The sequence below is a fragment of the Mariniphaga sp. genome (assembly GCF_041687215.1).
Taxonomy (GTDB): Bacteria; Bacteroidota; Bacteroidia; order Bacteroidales; family Prolixibacteraceae; genus Mariniphaga.
In genome coordinates, this window is sequence record NZ_JAWLCI010000035.1 from 31681 (window position 1) to 51864 (window position 20184).

Annotated in this window: 15 protein-coding genes; 6 read left to right on the forward strand and 9 right to left on the reverse strand. The window is 42.4% G+C overall.

Annotated features, from left to right (window positions below):
* Positions 1–11: 11 nt before the first annotated feature.
* From ACESMA_RS12970 to topA, 3 genes are all read right to left on the reverse strand, one after another.
* Positions 12–962, reverse strand: a complete 951-nt coding sequence (locus ACESMA_RS12970; RefSeq protein WP_372949260.1) for a type IX secretion system membrane protein PorP/SprF — start codon at positions 960–962, stop codon at positions 12–14.
* A gap of 214 nt (positions 963–1176) precedes the next feature.
* Positions 1177–2316 carry an arginase family protein gene (locus ACESMA_RS12975; protein WP_372949261.1) on the reverse strand — a complete coding sequence of 380 codons (1140 nt, stop codon included), beginning with the start codon at positions 2314–2316 and terminating at the stop codon, positions 1177–1179.
* 57 nt (positions 2317–2373) lie between these two features.
* Entirely contained in the window at positions 2374–4713 is a 2340-nt protein-coding gene (gene topA, locus ACESMA_RS12980) for a type I DNA topoisomerase (RefSeq protein WP_372949262.1), read from the reverse strand.
* Positions 4714–4923: 210 nt separating this feature from the next.
* Between topA and ACESMA_RS12985 the strand changes: the two genes are divergently transcribed.
* Together ACESMA_RS12985 and ACESMA_RS12990 are read left to right on the forward strand one after the other, a co-directional pair.
* The gene (locus tag ACESMA_RS12985; protein WP_372949263.1) at positions 4924–7275 is read left to right on the forward strand and encodes a transglycosylase domain-containing protein; all 2352 of its coding nucleotides are present in this window, start codon (positions 4924–4926) and stop codon (positions 7273–7275) included.
* Between the two features lie 185 nt (positions 7276–7460).
* A complete protein-coding gene (locus tag ACESMA_RS12990) occupies positions 7461–7760 on the forward strand; it encodes a hypothetical protein (RefSeq protein ID WP_372949264.1) in 300 nt (99 codons plus the stop codon).
* On the opposite strand, the gene ACESMA_RS12995 is transcribed toward ACESMA_RS12990, so the two are convergent.
* On the reverse strand, positions 7757–8275 hold the full coding sequence (locus ACESMA_RS12995; protein WP_372949265.1) for a nitroreductase family protein: 519 nt from the start codon (positions 8273–8275) through the stop codon (positions 7757–7759). The two genes, ACESMA_RS12990 and ACESMA_RS12995, sit on opposite strands and share 4 nt — an antisense overlap.
* A gap of 124 nt (positions 8276–8399) precedes the next feature.
* Here ACESMA_RS12995 and ACESMA_RS13000 point away from each other — a divergent pair, with 124 nt between their 5' ends.
* A complete protein-coding gene (locus ACESMA_RS13000; RefSeq protein WP_372949266.1) occupies positions 8400–9467 on the forward strand; it encodes an amidohydrolase family protein in 1068 nt (355 codons plus the stop codon).
* A gap of 152 nt (positions 9468–9619) precedes the next feature.
* On the opposite strand, the gene ACESMA_RS13005 is transcribed toward ACESMA_RS13000, so the two are convergent.
* From ACESMA_RS13005 to ACESMA_RS13025, 5 genes are all read right to left on the reverse strand, one after another.
* Complete coding sequence (locus ACESMA_RS13005; RefSeq protein ID WP_372949267.1) at positions 9620–10954, reverse strand: TolC family protein; 1335 nt, start codon at positions 10952–10954, stop codon at positions 9620–9622.
* A gap of 49 nt (positions 10955–11003) precedes the next feature.
* A complete protein-coding gene (locus ACESMA_RS13010; protein ID WP_372949268.1) occupies positions 11004–12128 on the reverse strand; it encodes an efflux RND transporter periplasmic adaptor subunit in 1125 nt (374 codons plus the stop codon).
* A 126-nt stretch (positions 12129–12254) separates the two neighbouring features.
* The gene (locus ACESMA_RS13015) at positions 12255–13520 is read right to left on the reverse strand and encodes an ABC transporter permease (protein WP_372949269.1); all 1266 of its coding nucleotides are present in this window, start codon (positions 13518–13520) and stop codon (positions 12255–12257) included.
* A gap of 138 nt (positions 13521–13658) precedes the next feature.
* Positions 13659–14921 carry an ABC transporter permease gene (locus ACESMA_RS13020; protein WP_372949270.1) on the reverse strand — a complete coding sequence of 421 codons (1263 nt, stop codon included), beginning with the start codon at positions 14919–14921 and terminating at the stop codon, positions 13659–13661.
* A 96-nt stretch (positions 14922–15017) separates the two neighbouring features.
* Positions 15018–15743 carry an ABC transporter ATP-binding protein gene (locus ACESMA_RS13025; RefSeq protein WP_372949271.1) on the reverse strand — a complete coding sequence of 242 codons (726 nt, stop codon included), beginning with the start codon at positions 15741–15743 and terminating at the stop codon, positions 15018–15020.
* Positions 15744–16008: 265 nt separating this feature from the next.
* Here ACESMA_RS13025 and ACESMA_RS13030 point away from each other — a divergent pair, with 265 nt between their 5' ends.
* Genes ACESMA_RS13030 through ACESMA_RS13040 form a run of 3 tightly spaced genes read left to right on the forward strand, consistent with a single transcriptional unit; the run spans position 16009 to position 20034 of the window.
* Positions 16009–17613, forward strand: coding sequence for an ATP-binding protein (locus ACESMA_RS13030; protein ID WP_372949272.1), 1605 nt, complete (start codon positions 16009–16011; stop codon positions 17611–17613).
* Between the two features lie 49 nt (positions 17614–17662).
* A complete protein-coding gene (locus ACESMA_RS13035; protein ID WP_372949273.1) occupies positions 17663–19195 on the forward strand; it encodes an NAD(P)/FAD-dependent oxidoreductase in 1533 nt (510 codons plus the stop codon).
* Positions 19196–19248: 53 nt separating this feature from the next.
* The gene (locus tag ACESMA_RS13040; protein WP_372949274.1) at positions 19249–20034 is read left to right on the forward strand and encodes a polysaccharide deacetylase family protein; all 786 of its coding nucleotides are present in this window, start codon (positions 19249–19251) and stop codon (positions 20032–20034) included.
* The last annotated feature ends 150 nt before the right edge of the window (positions 20035–20184 follow it).

Here is a 20184-nt window from a genome sequence, read left to right on the forward strand (position 1 = left end):
TATGGCTTTCTTTATAAAAATCTAATACTTTTATATTTCTGGTTCCGGTTTCGTTCCAAATTTACTGAATAACCAATAAATAATTCGTGCGAGGCAAACCCGTAGTACCCGATGGCAGAAGTAACCAAATCAAAGGAATAACCTACTTTTAACCCATTGGCCAGTTCAAGTCCCATCAAAAGGGCAACTGCATCATGAATTCGGTAGGAGAGTCCTCCCCAAAACCTGTCATCATATACAATATTTGCATTTAAATCCAGTTGCCAGGTTGCCACATCGGTTTTAAACAAAAACGATGGCCGCAACTCAAATAACGGATCAGCCATTTTAATATTGTATCCACCCATTAAATAATAGTGTCTGGTTAAGTAGCCTCTTGCTGTTTCATCATATTCAATAGATGCCTGATTGATATGGGTAGCCGATATTCCCAAAAAATATTGATTGGATGTTAAGTAAAATCCGCTGCCCACATCAAATGCCAACTGGCTGGCTTCTCCCTGAGGTATTCCAGGGTCGGAACCGGGTTGAGTGGTTAATCCCAAATCATCTTCCGGAATTTCCCATTCGCCGTTATATCCCTGATTGTATAATCCAAGTGAAACCCCTATGCCGAGCGTTCCAAAACTCAACTCTGCCCGGTATGCATAATTTCCGTTTATCAATATGTTTTTTGCATTTCCCAACTGGTCGCTAATAATATTTATTCCAAGGCCTCCGGGGGCGCCAAAAGCATTAATTGCAGCATCTGCACTAAACACCAGTGTTTTTGGGGCCCCTTTCATACCTTCCCATTGATATCGATTTAAAATTAGTCCGCTTAAAGCATTTTCAGCACCTGAATATCCTGGATTTACTCCCAATTTGTAAAACATGTTGTTTGTAAATTGCGGATCTATCTGGCCTAAAGCTGCTAATTTTATAAGCAACAGCAAATATATAAAAGAAATAATTTTTTTCATGTGTTTACAATTGTTAATTTTCTGTGGTAACACATGGAATTCGCATTAGGCTATTATTGTCTGTTGTGATGTAAATTTTTATTCTCATGCTCATTTCATACATCTTTTTGGATGCGCCATAATAAATTTGCAAATCAGGCTAAAGAAATAAAAAATTGTTGTTTGTAACAAACTTCTGTTAACCTGGTATGCAATGAACGCTGTCATTTTGGTATTATTTTGATAACCCGTCCATTTTTTGAACGAATTTGAGCCATCTGCCCGGTATTTCATTTTCAGCAGCTTTCTGATATTCCTTTTGAGTACATGCCACTTCAAGTGTTTCGCCTGAAATGGATTGAACCTCGAACCACCAGCGGTTGGTTTCCTCTTCGTGCCTGAAAATAACCGGGTGTTCCAATCCGTCAATCGCCACTTTGTAAACCGTTTTTTCTCCCGGAATTGTTCTTCCGGCTAATCCTTCCAAAAAATACCAGATAATTTCGGCACCGAGGTTTATTGTTGTACAGTTTGTGCTTTTTGTGTTTTCAAACATATTAAAGAGACCAAAAACATTAAGTTTTGTACTTAATCCGGCATACCTTGCCAACTGGCAGGCTTCGTCGCTGCGTAAACCGTTCGGATTTTGTTGCAGTGTTGATGGTGCATCAGTGAATTTAATTGCCTCCATATCGAAAGACACTACATTGGCATTTCTCAATAAAAGTTCGGCGTTGGTAAAATCATTTCTAAGCTGACCCAACCTGAGATGGTCGCCAATTCCCCTGGTTTGTGAAATCAGTTTTTCGCCAACCAAATGGTTTTGGTAACCTATCAGGCTGAAATGAAAAAGGTTGGGCAGGTTTTTAAAAACGCGGGTAAGGTAGTTGGTTGAATTGAACTTTTCGGTTCCTTTTTTAATATCAAGAATGGAATCAACCGTAGCCAGCCAGAAAAAACGTTCATTTTTAAATGCTTCACAAATTCCTGTTGTTAAATCCTGGCTTCCGCCCAGAATTACTGTTACAACATTTATTTCGCGAAGGTACTCAATTACGTCTCTGAGGGCCAGAAAAGTTCCTTTTGCACTTGTTGCCGGTTTCAGGTTTCCCAAATCAGCAATAATCAAATTATTGTCGAATGCAGCCAGTTTATATAGTGCCGTTCTTATTTTATCGGGAGTTCCGTTTTTTTGAGGTTCTCCGTTTTCAACCGGTACACCAATAATTGCTGCATCAATGTTGGAAAGATTTGATTGCACAAATTTTAGTGTGGTTTTTTCTATTTCCGGCCCCAGGGAATATTTTCCCAGAGGATTGGTTCCTGCTGCAACTGCTGCAAAATCAACTGGTTCAAAATAGTCGGGCAAATTCATACTTTCATTTTTTGCAAAAATAAAGGCAAATGATAAAACATCTGCCTTTGTTTTCGTTTATTTCTTTTTCCGTCCCCGCTTTGTTTTTGGCTCAGGAGCTTCGTCAATGATTTTTTTACAATCTTCGAGTGAAAGTTCTTCTGCCTTCACCTTTTTCGGAATTTTGTAGTTTTTCTTTTTGAAAGAAATGTAGGGACCCCACCTGCCATTCAGCACAGTTAAGTCGGGCTCTTCATCGAAAGTTTTAATGACTGCCTTCCGGTCTTTTTCCCTTTTTGTTTCAATCAGTTCAACAGCCCGGTCAAGTTCAACTGTAAACGGATCATCTTCTTTGCTGAGCGAAACAAATTTATTGTCGTGCCTTATGTAAGGGCCAAAACGCCCAATACTTACGGTTACTTTTTTGTTTTCGTATTCTCCCAGGTCACGCGGAAGTCTGAATAATTCGAGTGCATCTTCCAGGGTAATGGTTTCCAGATGTTGCCCGGTGCGGAGGCTGGCAAATTGTGGTTTTTCGTCGTTCTCTTCCGATGAGGCTTCTCCCAACTGGGCCACCGGTCCGTACCGGCCAATTTTTACCGATACCTGTTTGCCGGTTTTGGGATCTTTGCCGAGAATACGTTCACCTTTGGAGCGTTCAGAATTTTTAAGCACATCTTCCACCTGACCATGAAATGGCTGGTAAAATTTATCAATCATTTCATTCCAAACCAGGTCCCCTTCTGCAATATCGTCAAATTCTTTTTCAACAAGAGCTGTGAAGTTGAAGTCCATAATCTGTTCGAAATTTTCCATCAGGAAGTCGTTGACAACCATGCCAATATCGGTTGGGAAAAGTTTGGTTTTTTCTGCGCCGGTGATTTCTGTTTTTGTTTTTTCTGAAATTTTGCCGGCTTTCAGTGCAACTACATCAAATTCCCTTTCAAGGCCCGGCCTGTCTTCTTTTACCACATAATTGCGGTTTTGAATGGTGGTAATGGTGGGTGCGTAAGTTGACGGCCTGCCGATGCCCAGTTCTTCCAGCTTTTTAACCAGCGAAGCTTCGGTGTAACGCGGAGGACGCTGCGAAAAGCGTTGTGTAGCCAGAATGGAAGTCATCCGAAGATTATCTTTAGCTTTTAAGGGAGGAATAATTTCCTGACCCGCAGGAACGTTTCCATTTTCATCGTCGGTCGATTCCATGTAAACTTTCAGGAATCCATCGAAAATAATTACTTCACCAGATGCTGTAAATACTTCGGGTGCAGTTGAAACCGAAATGGTTACATTGGTTCTTTCCAGTTTGGCATCAGCCATTTGCGAGGCCATGGTGCGTTTCCAAATGAGTTCGTAAAGTCGTTGTTCCTGGGCTGAACCACTCACCGTTTCATTACTCATATACGTTGGCCTGATGGCTTCGTGCGCTTCTTGTGCCCCTTTCGATTTTGAGCTGTATTTTCTAATTTTCACATAGTTTTCACCATGCAATTCTGTAATTTTTTGCTTGGTTGTATTTATTGCTAACCCGGAAAGATTTACTGAATCGGTACGCATGTATGTAATTTTCCCGCTTTCGTAAAGGCGCTGGGCAACCGACATGGTTTGTGCAACCGAGAAGTTTAACTTTCGGCTGGCTTCCTGTTGTAATGTAGATGTAGTAAATGGTGGAGCAGGCGAACGTTTGGCTGGTTTTTTTACCACATCGGCAATCGAAAATTCGGCTGACTGGCATTTTCCCAGAAAAGCGTAAGCTTCCTTTTTTGTTGAAAAGCGTTTGTTTAATTCAGCTTTCAGTTCTGCCGGATTTCCGTTTTCATCTTTCGCCAAAAAAGTACCGGTAACTCTGAACCAGGTTTCACTTTTAAAATTGATTATTTCGCGTTCGCGCTCAACAATTAGGCGCACAGCCACAGATTGCACCCTCCCTGCCGAAAGAGCAGGTTTCACTTTTTTCCATAAAACAGGCGATACTTCAAATCCCACAATGCGGTCAAGCACCCGGCGGGCCTGTTGCGCATTTACCAGATTGTCGTCAATCGAACGTGGGTTTTCAATGGCTCGCTGAATAGCTTCTTTGGTAATTTCATGAAAAACAATCCGTTTGGTTTTCTTCGGATCGAGCTTCAAAACTTCCTTTAAGTGCCATGCAATGGCTTCTCCCTCACGGTCTTCATCGGATGCGAGCCAAACCGTTTGCGCATCCTTCGCCAGTTTTTTTAAATCGGTTACAATTTTTTTCTTGTCGGGGGTAATTACATACTTGGGCTGGTAATTCTTTTCCAAATCAATTCCAAAATCTTTTTTCTCCAAATCGCGGATGTGCCCCATACACGAGGTTACCGTGTATCCTTTTCCCAAAAATTTCTCAATGGTTTTTGCTTTTGCCGGCGACTCTACTATCACAAGATTTTCTTGCATAAACTTTAATTCCTTTTATGAAAATTTCTGCAAATTAAAGAAAATGAATCGCTAAGTTCAAAATTTAATTTGTTTATTTTAAATCTATTTATTTGAAAATGATTTAATTATTTGTGAAAAAATAAAATATAACACTACCTGGAACCGTTTATTTCATTGGTTCCACCCCGGAAAAATTTATCTTTGTGGCATTATTTAATCATGTTTTTCATGAAGAAAGAAAAAAAGCGAAACTGGAAAAAATACATTGTTGGGTTTTGGGCATTGTTTTTACTTGGTGTTGCAGGGGTTGCACTCCTGTTTATTATGATTGCCAAAGGAAATTTAGGATTTATGCCCACTTTTGAAGAGCTGGAAAATCCACCAAATGTTCTTGCTTCTGAAATTTTTTCGGAGGACGGGAAAGTACTCGATAAATATTTTATTCACGAAAACCGCACCTATGTTAATTACGAAAATCTTCCACAGCATTTAATAGACGCACTAATTGCCACAGAAGATGTCAGGTTTTACAGACATTCCGGAATAGACCTTCGTGGATTGGTACGTGTATTTAAAGGAATAATTACAGGAGATTCAAGGTCGGGAGGTGGAAGTACCCTCAGCCAGCAGTTGGCAAAAATGTTATTTCCCCGTCAAGATTTATCGGGCCCAATCGAATTGGCACTTCGCAAGTTTAAGGAATGGGTAATTGCTGTAAAGCTTGAGCGCAGTTATACCAAAGAGGAAATTATTTTAATGTATCTGAATAAATACGATTTTTTGAACCTGGCGGTTGGAGTAAAGTCGGCAGCGCAGGTGTATTTCAGCATTCCGCCCGATTCGCTGCAAATGCACCAGTCAGCCATGTTGGTGGGAATGGCCCAGAATTCGTCGCTGTACAATCCGGTTCGTCGGCCTGAACTGGTTTTGAACCGACGAAATGTGGTGTTGAATCAAATGGCAAAATATGGTTACATTTCAAAAGCTATACGGGATTCTGTAAAACAACTTCCCCTCGATTTAATGTTTCAGAAAGTTGACTATAAAAGCGGTCCGGCACCCTATCTTCGCGAGTACCTTAGACTTTCGTTAACTGCAAAAAAGCCGGAAAAAAGTAATTATGCCTCGTGGCAAATGCAAACCTTCAGAGAAGATTCAGTGGAATGGGAAACCAATCCGCTTTACGGATGGTGCAACAAAAACACCAAACCCGACGGCAATAACTACGATTTATATACCGACGGACTACGCGTTTTTACCACCATCGATTCGAGAATGCAGCAATATGCGGTAGAATCGGTTGAATATCATTTAAAAAATAATCTTCAGCCCGAATTTGACGGCGGAATGAGTTACCTGAACAATCCTCCGTTTGCCAACAATATGACTGCTGGCGAGGTTGAGGATTTACTTAACCGGGAAATCAGACGAAGCGAGCGGTACAGAGTGTTAAACAACCAGGGAAAAAGTTTTAATGAAATTAAGGAGAATTTCAGGCAACCGGTTGACATGTCCATTTTTTCCTGGAAAGGTGAAATCGATACCATCATGTCACCTTTGGATTCTATTAAATGGTATTTGCGGCATTTCCGGTCATCATTTATGGCCATGGAGACCCATTCCGGAAAAGTTAGAGCATATGTGGGTGGCCCAAACTATAAGTATTTTATGTATGATATGGTGAAGGGAGGAAAACGGCAGGTTGGTTCAACGGTAAAACCTTTTCTTTATACCCTGGCCATGCAAAATGGCCTCACACCTTGCACCAAGGTTCCTTATGTAAGCCAACAGTTTCAGATGCACGACGGAACCATTTGGGAACCAAAAGATGCCGAATTTGATGAGGAAAATGAAGGAAAGCTGGTTACCCTGAAATGGGGTCTGGCAAATTCCCGAAACAAAATCTCGGCCTGGGTAATGAAACAGTTTAATCCTCGTGCAGTAACTGAGGTTATGAAACGAATGGGAGTTTACAGTTTCATCGATCCGGTGCCTTCCTTGTTTTTGGGAACTTCTGATATAACTCTTTACGAAATGGTGGGCGCATTTAATACTTACACCAATCAAGGTGTTTACGTAAAACCCTATTTTGTTACCCGAATTGAAGATCGCTACGGAAACGTGATTGCAACCTTCCAGCCTGAACGTCACGAGGCATTTGATGAGCAAACGGCCTATCTGATGGTGAACCTGTTGCAGGGAGTGATTGACGAAGGTACCGGGATAAGATTGCGAAACCGCGACGGATATGGAAAATTTACCATGCCCATTGCCGGAAAAACCGGAACTACACAGAATCATTCCGACGGCTGGTTTATTGGTACAACACCCCGGTTGACCGCCGGTGTTTGGACCGGGGCCGATCTGCGAAGCATTCATTTTCGTACCATTTCTTCGGGGCAGGGTGCCAATATGGCTTTGCCCATCTGGGGATATTTCTATAAAAAGGTTCTTGCCGATCCCACACTCGGTTATTCTGAGGATATGAGTTTTAAACGACCGGATAATTTTAATATTAACCTCGACTGCGACGGTGAAAATCAGCAAAATATGCCTTCCGATTTTGAAGATTTCTTTTAGTAATTATTGAAGATTCTGAAGCTACCTGCTGAGAAAAGCATCCGCAATAATTACCTTGCACCGGTTCATTTATCAGTTAATTGCTGATAAAAAATAAGGGATTCATCCACCAAATTCCAGCAAATTGTAGGGAGATTCAATGCCTGCAATCCAATAATTTAGCCTCGAATTATAAATGCAGAAAGATGAAACCCGATACGACTTTAAATTATTATGCGAAAATAAAATCGCTTTTAACCCCGAATAAATTCAAGTTCGTTAAATATACGATTGAAAATTCCGCCAATGAGCAATTAGAAGCTTTTTACAATATAATCATTGCCGGCTACCCGATTGACTTTGCCATTGCAAATTATACCAAGTTGCACGAATACCTGAAGAACAACGCCATAGATTATGCTGAAGCTTTGGACACTTATATTTCATACCCCGGGTTGGGAGCCGGAATATTCCTGGTTAAAACCAAGTGGTATGAGTTAAACTAAAAGCGGTTTGTTCTAATTTTCTCAAACTGAAGTTCTGCAAAAGGTTTTCCACTTCTTTTATTGGCCGGGTAACCAATAGTAACTATACTCAAAACCCTGAAATTTTCAGGAATATCCAACAATTTCTGAATATATTTTTCCGAAGAAATAGTTTCGGAATGTTGGCGGTTGCGTATTTGAATCCAGCAACTGCCCAGTTCAAGTGTCTGTGCTGTGAGTTGCAGTAAAATGGATGCAATGGAACAGTCTTCAATCCACACATCATTTTTCGTTTCGTCGGCACAAATTACAACAGCCAAAGGTGCAGTTGCCAAAGGAGTTGTCCCGTGCGGTTTACAGTCTTTCAATTTTTGAATGGTACCCGGGTTAGTTAGAAAAATAAATTCCCACGGATTGATGTTTTTGGAAGAGGGCGATCGCAAAACGGCTTCTTTTAGAATTTCAGTCTTTTCCTTTTCAACAGGTTGATTCGTATATTTTCTGATACTTCGGCGGTTTCTTAAAATTTCTATCATTTTTTTGTTTTTAAAGCTCATTGCAAAAGTAACCAACCTGGAAATTTTCTTAAAATTTGGGCACAAGATGAAGGATTTTTTTTGTTTTTATTAACTTCAACCCATTAAATCAAAACAATTTATTATGAAGATTCACTTTGTTTTCTTTTTAGTGGCAAGCGTTGCCCTGTTTTCCTGTCAGAATAAAAACTATTATTCTTTGGAAGATTTTTCGAAAGTAAAAAAAATTGACTCTCATTATCATATTTATACCGATGATGAAAATTCAGTGGAACAGGCGAAAAAGGACAATTTCAGGCTGCTGAATATCAACACATATTCAGGTGGTTGCGAACGCGTAGTTGAGGCGCATCAGTGGCTGAAAACCCTGAAGCAGACATATCCGGAAACGACAGAGTTCACAACAACCTTTTGTTTGGATGGCTGGGACGAACCGGGTTGGGTGGAAAACACCATTTCCTGGATTGACCAATGTGTTGCTGATGGCGCCATTGCCGTGAAAGTGTGGAAAAACATTGGCATGGAATTTCGCGATAAAGACAGTTTGTTGATAATGATTGACGACCCGCAATTTGATCCGGTTTTTAAACACCTTGCCGACAATGGAATTCCGTTGGTGGGGCATCTGGGCGAACCTAAAAACTGTTGGCTGCCGCTGGAAGAAATGACCACCAAAAACGACAGCAACTATTTTGCAAACAATCCGCAGTACCACATGTATCTCCATCCTGAATTTCCTTCGTATGAAGAACAAATGGCTGCCCGCGACCGCATGCTGGAAAAACATCCCGACCTGATTTTTATCGGGTGCCACCTGGCAAGTCTGGAGTGGAGCGTGGATGAAATGGCCTCGTTCCTCGACCGTTTCCCCAATGCTTCCATGGACATGGCAGCCCGCATGGGTCAGCTATTTTATCAAACGGTAGAAAACCGGGAAAAAGTCCGCGAGTTTTTCATTAACTACCAGGACCGCCTGATGTACGGCACTGACATCATTGATCGTGGCCAGGATAAAGTGGCCTTTCAGAACCGGATGCACCAAACCTGGCTTAACGACTGGGAATATTTGGCGACTGATAATAAAATGACCAGCAGCCTCATTGATGGTGAGTTTCGCGGCCTGAAACTTCCCAAAGAGGTGGTTGATAAAATTTATGCTACCAATGTTCAAAATTGGTATATGTTTAAATAAGATAATCCCATTATCCGCGGATGAGCTTCAATATAACTCAGAAAGTTGAATAAAGAGCATCCTCCTTTCTAAAGGAGAGTGGTCCGTCAGTTGACGGAAGGCCGGAGGATTATTGAATTTACTGCTAACTCATCAACTTGGTTTGCCACCTTCTATAACTCTATCGGCACCCCGTTGTAAAAATCCAGAATTTTTGCCCTGAAAATGTATTCGTACCGGGCCTGTAGCAATTCAGACTGGGCAACAGTGAGGTAATTTTTACTCTGGTTGTATTCAACGGTATTCATCATTCCCACATTGAATTTCTCCTCGGCATACCGAAAAGCTTCTTCGGTTGATTTTACTGCCTGTTCGCTTGAAACATACCGGTTAAGCGCTGCAAGTGCATTGGTGTAAGCTTGTTCAATGTCTTTACGCAAAACATTGCGGGCTGTTTGCAAACGGTATTCGTAATCGGCAATTTGCAATTTGGCATTCGAAATGCCGTTTTTTACCTGGAACCGGTTGAAAATGGGTATATTCAAATTGAACCCAAAACCATATCGGCTGTTGCTTTTTATTTGTTCGCTGAACGAAAGTTGTTGGAATTCGCTGTTCAAAATATTAAAATACTGATTGTTGTAACTTGCGCCAAGGCTTAAGGTAGGGTAGTTGTACCCTTTGGCAATATCAAGTTGACGCCTGGCGCTTTCCACCCGAAGTTGGGCAGCTTTTATTTCAGGACGAACATGCATGGCATTTTGAAATACATCGAACGAATTGGACATGGAAACGTTGGCTTTTATTTCAGGAAGTTTGGGCTGCTCAATTTTAAAGCTTTTTTCCACCGGCAACTCCAGCAACTGATAAAGATTGAGGTAAGCAAGCTGCACCCGGTTCTGGTCGTTTACCAGTTGCAATTCTTCGCGTGCCAGTTGTGCCTCAATTTCGAGCAGGGCACCGCGTGCCAGACTACCGGCATCCACAAGTTTTTGGGTGCGCTCAATTTGTTGTTTTGTTACTTCCAGTTGGGCTTCAGCAATCAATGTTAATTCCTCGGCAAAAAGGATTTCGAGGTATGACGCTGCAATGTTCAGAATTAAATCGTCTTTGGCTTTCTGCATGTCCTGCATGGCTGCCTGCAAATCGAGTTCGTTTTGCTTTACTGTATTTTGCAGGGTAAAACCGTTAAAAACAGTAACACTTGACTGAAGGTACCCGTTGAGTTGCGTAGAGTTTACATTTTCGTAAACGTTATCGTTGTTCAGCGAGCGGCCAAAACTGTAATTGTTGGACGCACCTGCATTCAAATTGGGCAACCGGTCCGATTTGGCCTGATGAACTAAGTTTTCATTGTATTGGGTGTTTAAACCCTGCTGTTTTATCTGAATGTTATTTTCCAGCGCATAATCAACACATTCCTGCAGCGACCATGTGTTTTGAGCATGCAATACCTGTGCGGAAAACATAAAAAATATCCCTGTTAAAAATCCAATTGTGCTCTTCATTTTTATAATGTTTTATTTCAGGCTAAATTAATAGTCCAATGTTAATTGGTTATCCCTTGTTTGCTTTTTCTTCTTTTAGTTTTTTCGGATCGATTTTTTCGCCTTTAATTTTTTCGTCTTTATTCAGTCCTTCAGTAATTTCAATGTTAATTCCATCGGAGAGGCCGGTTTGCACGAATCGTTTTTCAAACTGCTGTTCCATTGTGGTTTGAACCTCAACAAACGACGAATCGTTTTCAAACTTCAGTAAGCCTTCAGGAATAACCAGAACGCTGTCTTTTCTGTCGAGTACAATGTTGGCATTTGCACTGTATCCGGCACGGATAAACTGGCCTTCCAATAGTTGAACACTCGCTTTAATTTCAAACTGAATGGCACCGTTTTCTTCCACCCCTTTTGGTGAAATATATTCCAGCTCAGCCAAAAATTTTTCTTTCTCAATGGCGCCAATCTCCAGTTCAATGGGCATTCCGGAACGTATTTTTCCCACTTCGGTTTCATCTACTTTGCCTTCAAAAATCATATCGTTCATGTTGGCCACGGTAGCAATGGTGGTACCATCGTTAAACGTGTTCGACTGAATAACCGAGTTGCCCACTTTAACCGGAACATCCAGCACGGTTCCTGTAATTGTTGAACGCACAAGCGTATTAGTAGTGGTTTCTGCCTTTTTTGTTACACCGTTTTTAATTAATTCCAGATTGTTTTCTGCAGCGGTGAGTTCTTCTTTGGCCGAATCGTAAGCCACTTTGGCATTTTTATACTCTTCATACGAAATTACATTTTTGTCGAAAAGTCCTTGCTGGCGTTCGAAATCGTTTTTGGAATCCTCGAAATTGATTTTTGCACGGTTAAGCCTGGTTTCGGCTGTGTTGAGCGTCACCATGTCTGGAATAATTTTGATGCGGGCAACCACCTGGTCTTTTTCCACTTTGTCGCCGGCTTCCACAAAAAGTTCGTCAATTATTCCTGAAACCTGTGGTTTAATGTCGATTTCGAACCGCGGAACCACCGAACCGGTGGCAACGGTTTTTTTAATTACATTGCTTACAAACGGATTTTTCGTTTCGAATACATCCGGTTTCTTTTTTGATTTGTTGTAGAGGAAAAACAGGGTTCCCCCGAAAGCCCCTATTAAAATTACAATTCCTAAAATTCTGAATACTTTTTTCATCTCATTATTATTTAATTGTTTTCAATGGTATTCGATGGAATTCGCCAAACAACGGTTTCACTTTTAATGAATTTAACTGATGGCTCATTTCATGGCATTTTGTTTTTTATTGTTTTGTTTTCTGTTTTATTTTTCTTCTCTGATGGCGTCGATGGGTTTTATTTTAACAGCTCTGCGAGCGGGAATCATTCCGGCAAAAATTCCGGCAAAAACCAATACAGTTAATGCTGAAACAGCCATTTTGAAACTAACTTCAGGTCGGCGAAAAAACATTTCTTCGGTGTTGGTATCCAGCGCCATGCCCAACAGTTCCAGCAAGCCAACTCCCAGGGCAAGGCCAATATATCCGGCCAAAACGGTGAGGAACACACTTTCCATAACAATGTGCAGCATCACTTTCCCGGGAGTTGCACCAATGGCCCGCTGGATGCCGATTTCCTGCGTACGTTCCCTGATGATGACCATCATAATATTGCTTACACCAATGATTCCGGCCAGCAAAGTTCCTATTCCTACAATCCAGGTAAGGATTTGAATTCCGTTAAATAAAGCATTGTATTTTTTCCATTCCACTTCTATGTTAAAAGAACCAATAGCCTGAAGATCATCGGGTGCAATGTGGTGGCGGTTTTTCAGTAATTCTTTTAGCCGTTCTTCGAGTTTGCTTACCGGAATTCCGGGTTGGGAAGTAACTGAAAAAAAGTGTACCACATCGCCCATGTTGTAGGTGCGTTGCATGGTAGTGAACGGAATCATTATTGCTTCATTTTTTTGTCCGCCGCCAATGTTTATGCGCGTTTCGGGATGCACTACCCCCACAACCTGGAAATATACTCCGTTAATTTTCAGGTATTCGCCTATGGGATCTTCATTTTCGGTAAACATAACCTCTGCAACCCGTTCGCCAATAATGCAAACTTTCCGGTTTTGCAGAATATCTATTTCATTCAACAACCGGCCTTTAATTGGAGTCCACGGGTCAATTTTGTAAAAATCGGGATAGTCGCCATAAATATTGAACGCACCTGTTTTTATGCCCCTGACTGTATTGTCGCCTCCGTATGTATTGGGCCCGAAAAGTCGTGGAGAGAGGTATTCCACATCCTTAATATTTGCCCTGATGTATTGTATGTCGGCATTTTTGTAATCCCACCTTCTTCCGCGTTGAAATCCTTCGTGCGGTTTGCTGGTACGTTCAGTCCAGAAAAAGGCAGAGTTGGTGGCAAACGCTTTAATGCCGTCCATAATTCCGTTTTCCAGCGCCCGGCCCGCTCCCGACATGATGATGAGCATAAATATTCCCCAGAACACCCCAAAGGCGGTCATAAAACTGCGCATCCTGTTCTTTTTCAGTGCATCAATTATCTCTTTCCAAAGGTCTAAATCAAACATCTGTTAGCCTCCCCTAACCCCTCCAAAGGAGGGGGATTAGTTAATTTGTAATTATTTATTGTTTTTCATCTTTTTGTAATTTTCACTGTTGAAGCCCTGAAGCCCTCCCCTTTGGGGAGGGTTGGGAGGGGCTCTCTTCTATTCATCCCTCAACGCCTCAATGGGTTTAATGCGTGCAGCCCGTTTGGCCGGAATGTACCCGGCCACAGCGCCTGCAAAAACCAGGAGCATGGTAGCGGTTGCAGCAATATTCAAATCTACAGTAGGATTTCTGAAAATGATATCTCCGTTTCCACCATTCGATGCTGCCGAAGCAGCATACTGCTGTTCCACAAAAAAGTTCAGTCCTTCCATCAATCCGGTTCCCAAAACAAGGCCAATGTAGCCGGCGATGGTGGTAATCAGAATCGACTCCAGCAAAACCAATCCAACAACCGATGCCGGACTGGCGCCAATGGCTTTGCGGATCCCGATTTCCTTGGTGCGTTCTTTCACCACAATCAGCATGATGTTGCTTACCCCAACCACCCCGGCAATCAGCGTCCCGGCGCCAATAATCCAGATGAATATTTTTATGGCTTCAAAAATGCGCATGGTTTGCAGGTAGTTTTCCAGCTTATTGTATGATCCCAAAGCAGCACGGTCAGTTTCATCAAATTTGTGTTTGCGCGCCAATGTTGAACGAACACGGTCCTCAATGAGTTTACTTTCTTCAATAGAATTGGCGTTTATTGTCAATGCAAAATTATGAAGACGGTTGGCCCCGTTAAATACTTTTTGTCCGGTTGAAACCGGGATGTAGGCGTTCCGGTGACGGGTTCCTCCACCTTCAAGACAAATTCCAACTACTTTAAATGGCACATTGTTGATTTTTACATATTCTCCAAGGGCTTCCTGCCCCTTAAACAATGCATCGTAAATGTCTTTTCCAAGAACCACCGATTTGCGCGCTTCCCGAATGTCCAGCTCATTTATGAACCGTCCGCTGGTCATTTCAATGGATTCCACATCTTTTAATTCGGGATGGCAGGTAATGGCTGTGTATTCGCCAAACTCGTTACCGTAGGCAAACCGGTTTCCGGAAATGAAATACCTGCCTGATGTGTGTTCGATTCCATTCAATTCTCTTATCAAATCATAATCAGCGTTTGTGAATTGAATTTGCCGGTTTTCCTTCATTCCCTGATACGGAATGCTGGTACGTCCGCTCCACAACCACATGGCGTTAACGGCATCGCGCATAAAGTTTTGTGCCACACCGTTACTCAGTCCGTTTCCGGCGCCCAGCAAAATCATGAGCATAAAAATTCCCCAGGCCACCGAAAAGCCGGTGAGAAAGGTGCGCATTTTATTTTTTTTGATAGTGGCAAAAATCTCCTGCCATTTGTCGATGTCGAACATTGCTGTAAATAGTTTAAAGTTTAAAGTTCAGAGTTCAAAGTTTGACATTTTTCCTACTTCCAACTTCAGTCTTCGTGCTTCGAGCTTCCTGCTTCTTCATGCAATCTCCAGTTCTTTCTGGTACTGGTGTTTCCACTCTTTCAGCTCGCCGTTTTTAATGATTTCTGAAATTACACCGTCTTTCAGTCGGATAATTTTTTGTGTCATGGCGGCAATATCATGTTCATGAGTTACAATAATTACCGTAATGCCGTCGTCGTTAATTTCTTTCAGAATTTCCATCACTTCATACGATGTACTGGAGTCGAGCGCTCCGGTGGGTTCGTCGGCCACAATTATTTTGGGCTGGGTAATTAACGACCGGGCAATGGCCACTCGCTGTTTTTGTCCGCCAGAAAGTTCGTTGGGCATGTGTGTAGCCCATGGGAGCAGTCCCAGTTTTTCGAGGTATTCCAGCGCAATTTTGTTTCGTTTTTTACGGTTCACACCCTGGTAGTAAAGCGGCAATGCCACGTTTTCCATGGCATTCTTAAACGAAATTAAATTGAATGACTGGAAAACAAACCCCAGCAGTTCGTTACGCAACCGGGCAGCCTGCTTTTCCGACATATCTTTAATGAGGGTGCCGTTCAGGTAGTAGGAGCCTTCGTCGTAATTATCGAGAATTCCCAGAATATTTAAAAGTGTGGATTTACCCGAGCCGGAAGAGCCCATAATGGATACAAATTCACCCTGGTCAATTTTTAAATCGATACCTTTGAGCACATGCAGCGAATTACTGCCATTGCCATACGATTTGTGTACATTGTTTAAACGAATCATAGCTTTTCTGTTTTCATTGTCAGTATAAAAATCTTTGTTTTCTGTGCTACTATCCTAATTTATTCGACCAACAACCTGATTTTTTATGTGAAAACCTGATTTTCCCGTTTTGCCGATCGAATGCAGATATTGCTTTCTGTTTTCTTTATTTTATGAGACGCCTGAAGGAGGTAATTCGTTACAAGAATCATTTGGTTTGCTTAAATTTGTATTTTTCGTGAATTAAAAAACTGAAGACATTGAAATTTTGAGTTAAATACAAAAAATGCCGAAACTCAAGGAAATAGTAAATCAACCCGAAGGCAGGAGGCTTGAGTTTAAAGCTTCATTACCTGGAAGCACTGAGTTGGCAAAAACAATTATTGCTTTTGCCAATGATGCTGGTGGAGAGTTGTATCTGGGCATTCAGGATTCTCCGCGTGAGGTTGTTGGGATTGATGAAGAACGGTTGATTGAACTTGAAGAAAAAATCAGTAGCATTATTCACGACCAGTGTGTTCCAATTATTCTGCCTGAAATACTTTTTCAAAATCACAATGGCAGGTATGTTATTGTTGTAAAAATTCATAAAGGAAGCTCGCCTCCTTATTTCCTGAAAAGTAAAGGAATTGATACAGGGACTTTTATCCGTGTGGGTTCAACAAATCGCCAGGCATCATGTGAAATCATTGCAGAACTCGAACGGCAGAAACAAAATATTTCTTTCGACAGCGAATTGGTTTTTCAAAAGACTGTTGATGAAATTAATCTCCAATTTTTTGAAGAATTGTTTCTTGAAAAAACCGGGGAAAAACTTACCAGGCAGATACTCTCCAAACTGGAATTGTTTAAAAATGAACAGGGAAAAGAACTACCAACCAATGCCTTGATTTTACTGTCGGACGATAAGTTAAGGAAGCAGCTTTTCCCTTATGCAAAAATGGAATGTGCCCGGTTTAAAGGCTCAGCTCCGGGAAATTTTATTGATCAGAAATCTATTGGCAACAGCATTGGGTTACAAGCTGAACAGGCTTACCAGTTTGTATTGCGTCATATTTCGCAAGGATCCACCGATTACACAGGGGTTTACCGTAACGACCGTTGGGAATATCCCGTAATAGCCATTCGCGAAGTAATCCGGAATGCAATTATCCATCGTGATTATTCTTTAACAGGTAAAGACATTAAGATTGCCATTTTCGATGATAAAATTGAAATTACCAGCCCGGGAAAATTGATGCCATCTGTTGATTTCAGCGACATGGAATCCGGGCAATCCGACATTCGAAACAAAACGTTAGCCCCGGTTTTTAAACGCCTTGGAATTATTGAGCAATGGGGTAACGGATTGAAGTTGATTAAAGAAGAATTGCAAAAATATCCTGAGATTGAACTGAGTTGGAAAGAGCCGGGTATTGCTTTCAGGGTAACTTTTGTCAGGAAAAATTACCAGCAACCGAACGAGTCGCAGCCAGAGTTACAGTCAGAGTTACAGCAGGAGTTTAAAAAAGTACTTAGTACCTTTGGAACTAAGTTGGGACTAAGTCGGGACCAAGTCGGGACCAAGTCGGGATCAAGTCGGGACCAAGCTGGCACTATGTCGGCACTAAGTCGGGACCAAGTCGGGACCAAGTCGAAACCAAGTTGGGACCAAGTTGTTCAGATATTGGATTTTTGCAAAAAACCGCAATTTGTTCAGGAAATAATGAAACAAATCAAATGGAGCAACAGAACTAAATTCAGAAATAAATTTATTAATCCGCTTTTGGATACAGCGTTTATTCAGATGACTATTCCTGACAAACCCAATAGTTCCAAACAGCAGTATCAAATTACAGAACGGGGAGAAGCTTTCCTGCAATTTTTGAGTCAAAATAGTAAAGATTTATGATTGAATTAATCATTTTACCCAATATTCGCTGGGGATTTAACGGCAAAGAATGGGATTCAAATCAATAACATTAAAACTGCCCACGGGGTATTCCGAACAGCAACTGCGGAACCGGATAGGTAAAATGCTGCGCATCCGCAATTTTTCGTTTCAGGTGGAACACAAAAGTCTGGATGCACGGCATAAACCTAAGGTTTCGTGGCAAATAAGGGTGGAAGTGAGTTCGCCTGAAATAAAAGGAGGAGAACCCCCAAAACAAAAAATGCTGGAAATCCCGTTTAAAAAGCGGTCGTTTCCGGTGGTAGTGGTGGGGAGCGGGCCTGCCGGATTTTTTGCAGCACTGGTGTTGCAAAAGGCCGGTTTTCAGGTAACGCTCATCGAACGTGGCTCGGAAGTAAAAACCCGCAGTCGGGCAGTTTCCCATTTCGAGCAAACCGGATTTTTCGACCCCAAAAACAACTACGCTTTTGGCGAAGGAGGTGCCGGCACGTTTTCCGACGGGAAACTCACCTCGCGCTCCAAACACATTTCAGCCGAAAAACAGTTCATCCTTTCAAATTACATCAAAGCCGGGGCGCCAGAGGAAATTGCGTATCTGGCCCACCCGCATTTGGGAACCGACAACCTGCGGGAAATTGTAAAAAACCTGCGCCTGCACTTTGAGGATTTAGGAGGGCAGGTGCTTTTTGAAACCATGCTGGAAGACTTTAAAGTGAAAAACGCTAAAGTTACCGAAGTGGTTACTTCGCGGGGTATTTTGTCGGTGGGTGCGTTGTTTATTGCGCCTGGCCATTCGGCTTACGAAACCTACCGGATGCTCATGCGACGCGGTGTTCCGTTTCGCACCAAAAATTTTGCCATTGGCAGTCGTATGGAACACCGGCAGGAAATTATCAATCTTGCACAGTGGGGGCACGAAAAACTGCCGGGATTAAAAGCAGCCGAATACCGGCTCACCTCACAGGCTGACGGCAACCATCCGGTTTTTTCGTTTTGCATGTGCCCTGGTGGAACCGTGGTTCCTGCCGCAGCCTACCCCGAAACCAACATTGTAAACGGAATGAGCTACTACCGCCGCAACGGGCAATTTGCCAACGCAGCCTGCGTGGCCGGTGTGCATCCCGACGAGCTGGCCGGGAAAACTGTTTCGCCCCTGGAAGCGCTCGAAATGGTTGAGAATCTGGAATTGGCCTTTTATCGGCACACGGGAAATTACCGCGCACCCGCGTGCAGCATTACCGGATTTTTGAAAAAGCAGAACCGGAAATCCACTTTTGAAAGCAGCTACCCGCTTGGTTTGGTGGCAGCACCATTGTGGGAACTGCTTCCTGCAACCATTGTAAATTCCATGCAGGCAGGTTTAGCTGATTTTATCCGCAAAATAAAAGGGTTTGAAACCGGAAATTTGCTGGGACTGGAAAGCAAAACCTCCTCGCCGGTGCAGGTGTTGCGCCAGCCCAATGGCAAGTGCGAAGGATTTGAAAATCTTTTCATCGTAGGCGAAGGAAGCGGTTATGCCGGCGGCATTATTTCAAGCGCTGCCGATGGGGTTAAAGCGGCGGTGGGGTTTGTTTCTGAATAATAATTGTTTGAAGGTAAAACTTCTTATTTTTGAATAAACCAAATTTATTTGCGATGAAAAGAATTGTTCATTTTGCTTTTGTTGTTTTCCTGATAATTTCAGTTTCGAAAATCGCCAAAGCCCAGTTCTCCTGGCCCAACAACGCCAAAGCCGCAGTTGTTTTTACTTACGACGACGGGCTGGATTGCCACCTCGATGTGGCTGTTTCGCAACTGGATGAATTTGGGTTTAAAGGAACGTTTTACTGTACCGGCAATTCCCAAAGTTTGTACAACCGGACCGACGACTGGCGCAAAATTTCCCAAAACGGCCACGAACTGGGCAACCACACGCTTTTTCATCCGTGCAGCGGAGAACAGTTCGACTGGGTAAAACCGGAGTATGATTTGAACAAATATACCATGGAACAACTGTTGGCCGAACTGAAAACAGCGAGTACCCTGCTCAAAGCCATCGATGGAAAAGAGAACCGGACTTTCGCCTACACCTGCAGCAATGTTGCCATTGGCGACAACGAATTTTCGGATGACATTCAGCCGCTTTTTACTGCCGCCCGCGCCGACGGGCCCATCCCCAAAACCATGGAAGGCTACAATGTTTACAAAATTCCAAGCTGGATGGTGGAAGACCATAAAACCGAAGACCTGATTGCTTATGTGGAAGAAGCCAAAGCAAACGGCACGATTGCAGTTTTTATGTTTCACAGTGTGGGCGGCGGATATTTGAATGTGGGCGCAAAAGAGCACCGGGAACTGCTGCAATACCTGAATGAACACCGGGATGAGTTTTATGTGGGCACCTTTTTGGAGGTGATGGAGTATATTAAGGAGAATTTGTAAAAAAGAAAAACCACCTCGTCTTCGTCATTCGACGAAGCCACTCCTCCTATCCGGGAGGAGAAATTCGTGCACTTGGCAAGTTTTGCAGTAAAATATTTTGAAACCAATAGAAAATCCCAGCTACGAATTTTTCCCCTCCTGACTTGTTAG

Coding starts and splice junctions, on each gene's coding strand:
- ACESMA_RS12970 (WP_372949260.1), bottom strand. CDS start 962: ATGAAAAAAATTATTTCTTTTATATATTTGCTGTTGCTTATAAAATTA.
- ACESMA_RS12975 (WP_372949261.1), bottom strand. CDS start 2,316: ATGAATTTGCCCGACTATTTTGAACCAGTTGATTTTGCAGCAGTTGCA.
- topA (WP_372949262.1), bottom strand. CDS start 4,713: ATGCAAGAAAATCTTGTGATAGTAGAGTCGCCGGCAAAAGCAAAAACC.
- ACESMA_RS12985 (WP_372949263.1), top strand. CDS start 4,924: ATGAAGAAAGAAAAAAAGCGAAACTGGAAAAAATACATTGTTGGGTTT.
- ACESMA_RS12990 (WP_372949264.1), top strand. CDS start 7,461: ATGAAACCCGATACGACTTTAAATTATTATGCGAAAATAAAATCGCTT.
- ACESMA_RS12995 (WP_372949265.1), bottom strand. CDS start 8,275: ATGATAGAAATTTTAAGAAACCGCCGAAGTATCAGAAAATATACGAAT.
- ACESMA_RS13000 (WP_372949266.1), top strand. CDS start 8,400: ATGAAGATTCACTTTGTTTTCTTTTTAGTGGCAAGCGTTGCCCTGTTT.
- ACESMA_RS13005 (WP_372949267.1), bottom strand. CDS start 10,954: ATGAAGAGCACAATTGGATTTTTAACAGGGATATTTTTTATGTTTTCC.
- ACESMA_RS13010 (WP_372949268.1), bottom strand. CDS start 12,128: ATGAAAAAAGTATTCAGAATTTTAGGAATTGTAATTTTAATAGGGGCT.
- ACESMA_RS13015 (WP_372949269.1), bottom strand. CDS start 13,520: ATGTTTGATTTAGACCTTTGGAAAGAGATAATTGATGCACTGAAAAAG.
- ACESMA_RS13020 (WP_372949270.1), bottom strand. CDS start 14,921: ATGTTCGACATCGACAAATGGCAGGAGATTTTTGCCACTATCAAAAAA.
- ACESMA_RS13025 (WP_372949271.1), bottom strand. CDS start 15,743: ATGATTCGTTTAAACAATGTACACAAATCGTATGGCAATGGCAGTAAT.
- ACESMA_RS13030 (WP_372949272.1), top strand. CDS start 16,009: ATGCCGAAACTCAAGGAAATAGTAAATCAACCCGAAGGCAGGAGGCTT.
- ACESMA_RS13035 (WP_372949273.1), top strand. CDS start 17,663: ATGGGATTCAAATCAATAACATTAAAACTGCCCACGGGGTATTCCGAA.
- ACESMA_RS13040 (WP_372949274.1), top strand. CDS start 19,249: ATGAAAAGAATTGTTCATTTTGCTTTTGTTGTTTTCCTGATAATTTCA.